The 4876-nt window shown below is 70.4% G+C and carries 2 protein-coding genes and 1 pseudogene; 2 read left to right on the plus strand and 1 reads right to left on the minus strand.

Translation table 11 applies throughout. The features are described 5' to 3' along the window. Nucleotides 1–286: 286 nt before the first annotated feature. Together A5646_RS01170 and A5646_RS01175 are read left to right on the plus strand one after the other, a co-directional pair. Nucleotides 287–889 (plus strand): LppP/LprE family lipoprotein, encoded by a 603-nt coding sequence (locus A5646_RS01170; protein ID WP_066863897.1) that lies wholly within the window; start codon nt 287–289, stop codon nt 887–889. Nucleotides 890–950: 61 nt separating this feature from the next. Then, nucleotides 951–4370 carry a TM0106 family RecB-like putative nuclease gene (locus tag A5646_RS01175; RefSeq protein ID WP_067019270.1) on the plus strand — a complete coding sequence of 1140 codons (3420 nt, stop codon included), beginning with the start codon at nt 951–953 and terminating at the stop codon, nt 4368–4370. Here the strand turns inward: A5646_RS01175 and A5646_RS29300 are convergent. Further along, a pseudogene (locus tag A5646_RS29300) lies at nt 4367–4876 on the minus strand (MFS transporter); the annotation flags it as partial. The gene A5646_RS01175 and the pseudogene A5646_RS29300 overlap by 4 nt on opposite strands.

A 4876-nucleotide genomic window follows, 5' to 3' on the forward strand; every position in this document is an offset into this window, starting at 1 on the left:
AGGTCGGCAAACGTCGGTGAGGCAGCTTCAGTCGAGCTGTCCGGGAGGGTCATCGTCCAAGGAGTCTAGTGGTGACCGCGAGCTCAGCGACGCTGAGCGCTGCGGGTCACCACCCGAGGGCCCCGTGGTGACCGCGAGCTCAGCGACGCTGAGCGCTACGGGTCACCACCCGAGGGCCCCGTGGTGGCCGCGAGCTCAGCGACGCTGAGCGCTACGGGTCACCACGGTTGGACCGGCCGCGTGATCATCGGCACACCCGGCCATGCCTGCCACGACCTCGCACCCGATGACGGTACGGTGCCCAGATGTGTGGTCGTTGCCCTGTCGTACCGAGCCACTGACCGGCTCGGCCGCTATCGCTCTCATCGCCTTCACTCTGGCCGGCTGCGGTTCGAGCGACTCCACCGTCGCCAAGACGCCGCCGGCCAGGACGTCGGAGACCGCGTCGATCACGGCTCCGGCCACCCCGTCGGCGGCCGCCCAGCCCGGCAACGCCCCGCCGGCCGACCCCTGCGCGGTCAACCTCGCCTCGCCCACCATCGCGAAGGTGGTGTCCGAGCTGCCCCGCGACCCGCGCAGCCAGCAGCCCTGGAACCCCGAACCGCTGGCCGGCAACTACAACCAGTGCGCGCAGCTCTCGGCCGTCATCATCAAGGCCAACACCAACGCGGTCAGCCCGACCACCCGTGCGGTGCTGTTTCACCTCGGCCAGTTCATCCCCCAGGGCGTGCCCGACACCTACGGATTCAACGGCGTCGACCCCGCGCAAACCACGGGCGACACCGTGGCGCTGACCTACCCCAGCGGGATCAACGGCCTGAACACCAATGTGAAATTCCACTGGAACGGCAACGCCGTCGAGCTGATCGGCAATACGCCCGCCCACTGATCTCCGGGCACGCCCGCCCGGTGTGACCGTCATGTCGGAGCGCTGGCCTACTGTGGCTCGAGTGTTGGTCTCCGGCGACAGCATCGTTTACAGCGCATCGGATCTGGCCGCCGCGGCCCGCTGCGAATACGCGCTGCTGCGGGATTTCGACGCGAAGCTGGGGCGCGGCCCGGCGGTCACCGTAGAGGACGAACTGCTCACGCGGACGGCCGCCCTCGGTAGCGAACACGAGCGGCGCGAACTGGCCTCGCTGCGCGACCGGTTCGGGCAGGACGTCGCGATCATCGGCCGCCCCGCCTACACGCCCGCCGGCCTGACCGCGGCCGCGGACGCCACCCGCCGCGCCGTCGCCGACCGTGCGCCGGTGATCTATCAAGCCGCCATGTTCGACGGCCGCTTCGTCGGCTTCGCTGATTTTCTGATCCGCGACGGGCAGCGGTATCGCGTCGTGGACACCAAACTGGCCCGCTCGGCCAAGGTCACCGCGCTGTTGCAGGTGGCCGCCTACGCCGACGCGTTGGCCGCCTCGGGCGTCCCGGTCGCGCCGGAGGCCGAACTACGGCTGGGCGACGGGACCGCGGTGCGGCACCGGACCTGCGACCTGATCCCGGTCTACCGCTCCCAGCGCGCCCGGCTGCAGCGCCTCCTCGACGACCACTACGCCGCCGGCGCGGCGGTGCGCTGGGACGACGACGGCGTGGCCGCGTGCTTTCACTGTCCCCTATGCCTCGAACAGCTGCGGGCGGCCGACGACGTGTTACTGGTCGCCGGCCTGCGAGTGGGCCAGCGCGACAAGCTCTTTGACGCGGGCATCAGCACGGTCGCCGAGCTGGCCGAGCATCGCGGGCCGGTGCCCGACCTGGCTGGCGGCGTGCTGGACAAACTGACCGTCCAGGCGAAATTACAGGTGCGCCAACGGGAAACCGGCGTTCCCCAGGTCGAGGTCATCGACCCGCAGCCGCTGGCCCTGCTGCCCGAGCCCGACCCGGGAGACCTGTTCTTCGATTTCGAGGGTGACCCGCTGTGGACCACCGATGGTCGCGAATGGGGGCTGGAATATCTGTTCGGTGTGCTCGAAGCCGGGCCGACGGGCAAGTTCCGCCCGCTGTGGGCGCACGACCGGGCCGAGGAACGCAAGGCGCTGATCGACTTCTTGGCGCTGGTGGCCAAACGCCGCAAACGCCGGCCCAACATGCACATCTACCACTACGCGCCCTACGAGAAAACCGCTTTGTTGCGGCTCGCCGGGCGCTACGGAGTGGGCGAGGACGAAGTCGACGAACTGCTGCGCAGCGGGACGCTGGTCGACCTTTACCCGTTGGTGCGCAGGAGCATTCGCGTGGGCGCCGAGTCGTTCAGCCTCAAGGCGCTCGAGCCGCTCTACATGGGCGCCCAACTGCGCGCGGGTGACGTGACCACCGCCACCGGTTCGATCACCTCCTACGCCCGGTACTGCGAACTCCGGGAGGACGGGCGTGGCGACGAGGCGGCATCCGTGCTCAAGGAGATCGAGGACTACAACCACTACGACTGCCGGTCGACGCAGGAACTGCGGAACTGGCTGATGTTGCGCGCCTACGAATCCGGCGTTGTACCGGTCGGTGCCCAGCCGGTGGCCGACGGCAACACCGTCGACGACCGCGACGGACTGGCGGTGACGCTGTCCGCATTCAGCGGAGCGGCCGGCATCGACGACCGGACCCCGCAGCAGACCGCGGTGGCGCTGCTGGGCGCGGCGCGCGGCTACCACCGGCGCGAGGACAAACCCTTCTGGTGGGCGCATTTCGACCGGCTGAACTTCCCGATCGAGGAGTGGGCCGACAACACCGACGTGTTCGTCGTCGACCACGCGTCGGTCGCCCTCGACTGGCACACGCCGCCGCGGGCACGCAAACCGCAGCGGCGGCTGCGGCTGCGCGGTGAGCTGGCGCGCGGGGATTTGAAGAGCGACGTCTTCGCGCTCTATCACCCGCCGGCGCCGCCCGGCATGAGCGACAGCCCGGACCGGCGGGCGGCCGGGCGGGCCTCGGTCGTCGAGGCCGACGATGTGGCGGTGCCCACCGAAGTGGTGGTCCTGGAGCGAGTTGGCAGTGACGGCAACACCTTTCACCAGCTGCCGTTCGCGTTGACCCCCGGCCCACCGATCCCGACGACCGCCCTGCGCGAGTCGATCGAGGCCACCGCCGCCGCGGTGGCCGACGGCTTGCCGCACCTACCCGACAGCGCCATCGTCGACGTGCTGTTGCGCCGCGCGCCACGCACCCGGGGCGGCATTGCGCTCCCGCGCAGCGGCGACACCGTCGCCGACATCACCGCGGCACTACTCGATCTGGACTCGTCGTACCTGGCGGTGCACGGGCCGCCCGGTACCGGCAAGACCCACACCGCCGCCCGCGTGATCCACCACCTGGTCACCCAACGCGGCTGGCGCATCGGTGTCGTCGCGCAATCACACGTCACGGTGGAGAACGTGCTGGACTGCGTGATCGACGCCGGCCTGGATCCGCACCGGATCGCGAAGAAGCGCTACGACCACCACGCCCCGCGCTGGCGGGAGATCGACGGCGCCGCGTACGCCGCGTTTCTCGCCGACACGCCGGGATGTGTGATCGGCGGAACCGCTTGGGATTTCGCCAACGCCAATCGGATACCGCCGGGAAGCCTGGATCTGCTGGTCATCGACGAGGCCGGCCAATTCTGCCTGGCCAACACCATCGCCGTGGCACCCGCCGCCGCCAACCTGCTGCTGCTCGGCGACCCTGCGCAGTTGCCGCAAGTCAGCCAGGGCACGCACCCGGAGCCGGTGGACAGCTCCGCGCTGGAGTGGCTGGTCGACGGTCAGCGCACCCTGCCCGACGCACGCGGCTACTTCCTGGACCTCTCCTACCGCATGCATCCGGCCGTGTGCGCCGCCGTGTCGGCGCTGTCCTACGACGACAGACTGCAGTCCCACGAATGCACCGCCGCCCGACGCCTCGACGGGTATCGACCGGGCCTGCAGTTGCTTTCGGTTGAGCACCAAGGAAATTCGACCGAAAGCCCCGAGGAGGCCGGCGCGATCGTCGCCGAGATCGACCGCATGCTCGGCGCGTCATGGACCGACGAACACGGCACCCGGGCGTTGACGGCCGCCGACGTGCTGGTGCTGGCGCCCTACAACGCCCAGGTGGCACTGCTGCGCCGCCGGCTGGCCGCCGCTGGGCTCGACGGGGTGCGGGTGGGGACGGTCGACAAGTTTCAGGGCGGGCAGGCGCCCGTCGTCTTCATCTCGATGACCGTGTCGTCCACGGACGTGGTGCCGCGCGGAATCTCGTTTCTGCTCAACAGGAATCGGCTCAACGTCGCGGTGAGCCGGGCCCAGTTTGCGGCCGTGATCGTGCGCTCGCCGTCGCTGACCGAGTATCTGCCCGCCACCCCCGCGGGCCTGATCGACCTGGGCGCGTTCCTGGCGCTCACGCAGCCGGGTCGGCGGTCCGGCTAACCGGTCGAGGAGTGCCGGCCCGAGCCGGTGGGATCGTCGTCGGGATTCGAGCGGTGATGGTGACCGCGCGGCGATTCACCGTCGGGGAGATACCGTCCCGCGGAACCGCTATGGGGCCGGCGCGGGGGCCGGGTGAGCCGCTCGCCCGGCGGGAGGGGCTTGGGCGAGCGCCGCACCGCCACCTGACGCAGGCGTTTGCCGCTGTCGACATGGGACCCGTTGTGGGCGTGGCCGATCGGTTCGGGCTGCGCGGCCGGGCCGCGGCGCGGCACTGCGGCGGACGCCGGGCGCGGCCGGTCGACCGGCGGCCGGGGCGGTTCGGGGTCGCGTCTGCGCTCGACGTCGGATTCGCGCACCAGAACGAATTCCACGTACTCGTCGTCGTCGTAGTCGTCGTCGACGTCGTCGTCGGGTCGCAGCGGATCGTCGCCGCCCCTGCCGTCACCCGACCAGGGCGCAAAGCCCACCAGGAACAGCGCCGCGACGATGCCGAACAACGCGACGAA

Origin of the sequence: Mycobacterium sp. 1245499.0, assembly GCF_001673615.1 — a bacterium.
Taxonomy (GTDB): domain Bacteria; phylum Actinomycetota; class Actinomycetes; order Mycobacteriales; family Mycobacteriaceae; genus Mycobacterium; species Mycobacterium europaeum_A.

What these genes read in the sequence shown, in the direction of transcription:
- A5646_RS01170 (WP_066863897.1), top strand. Translation starts at nt 287, where the DNA reads ATGACGGTACGGTGCCCAGATGTGTGGTCGTTGCCCTGTCGTACCGAG.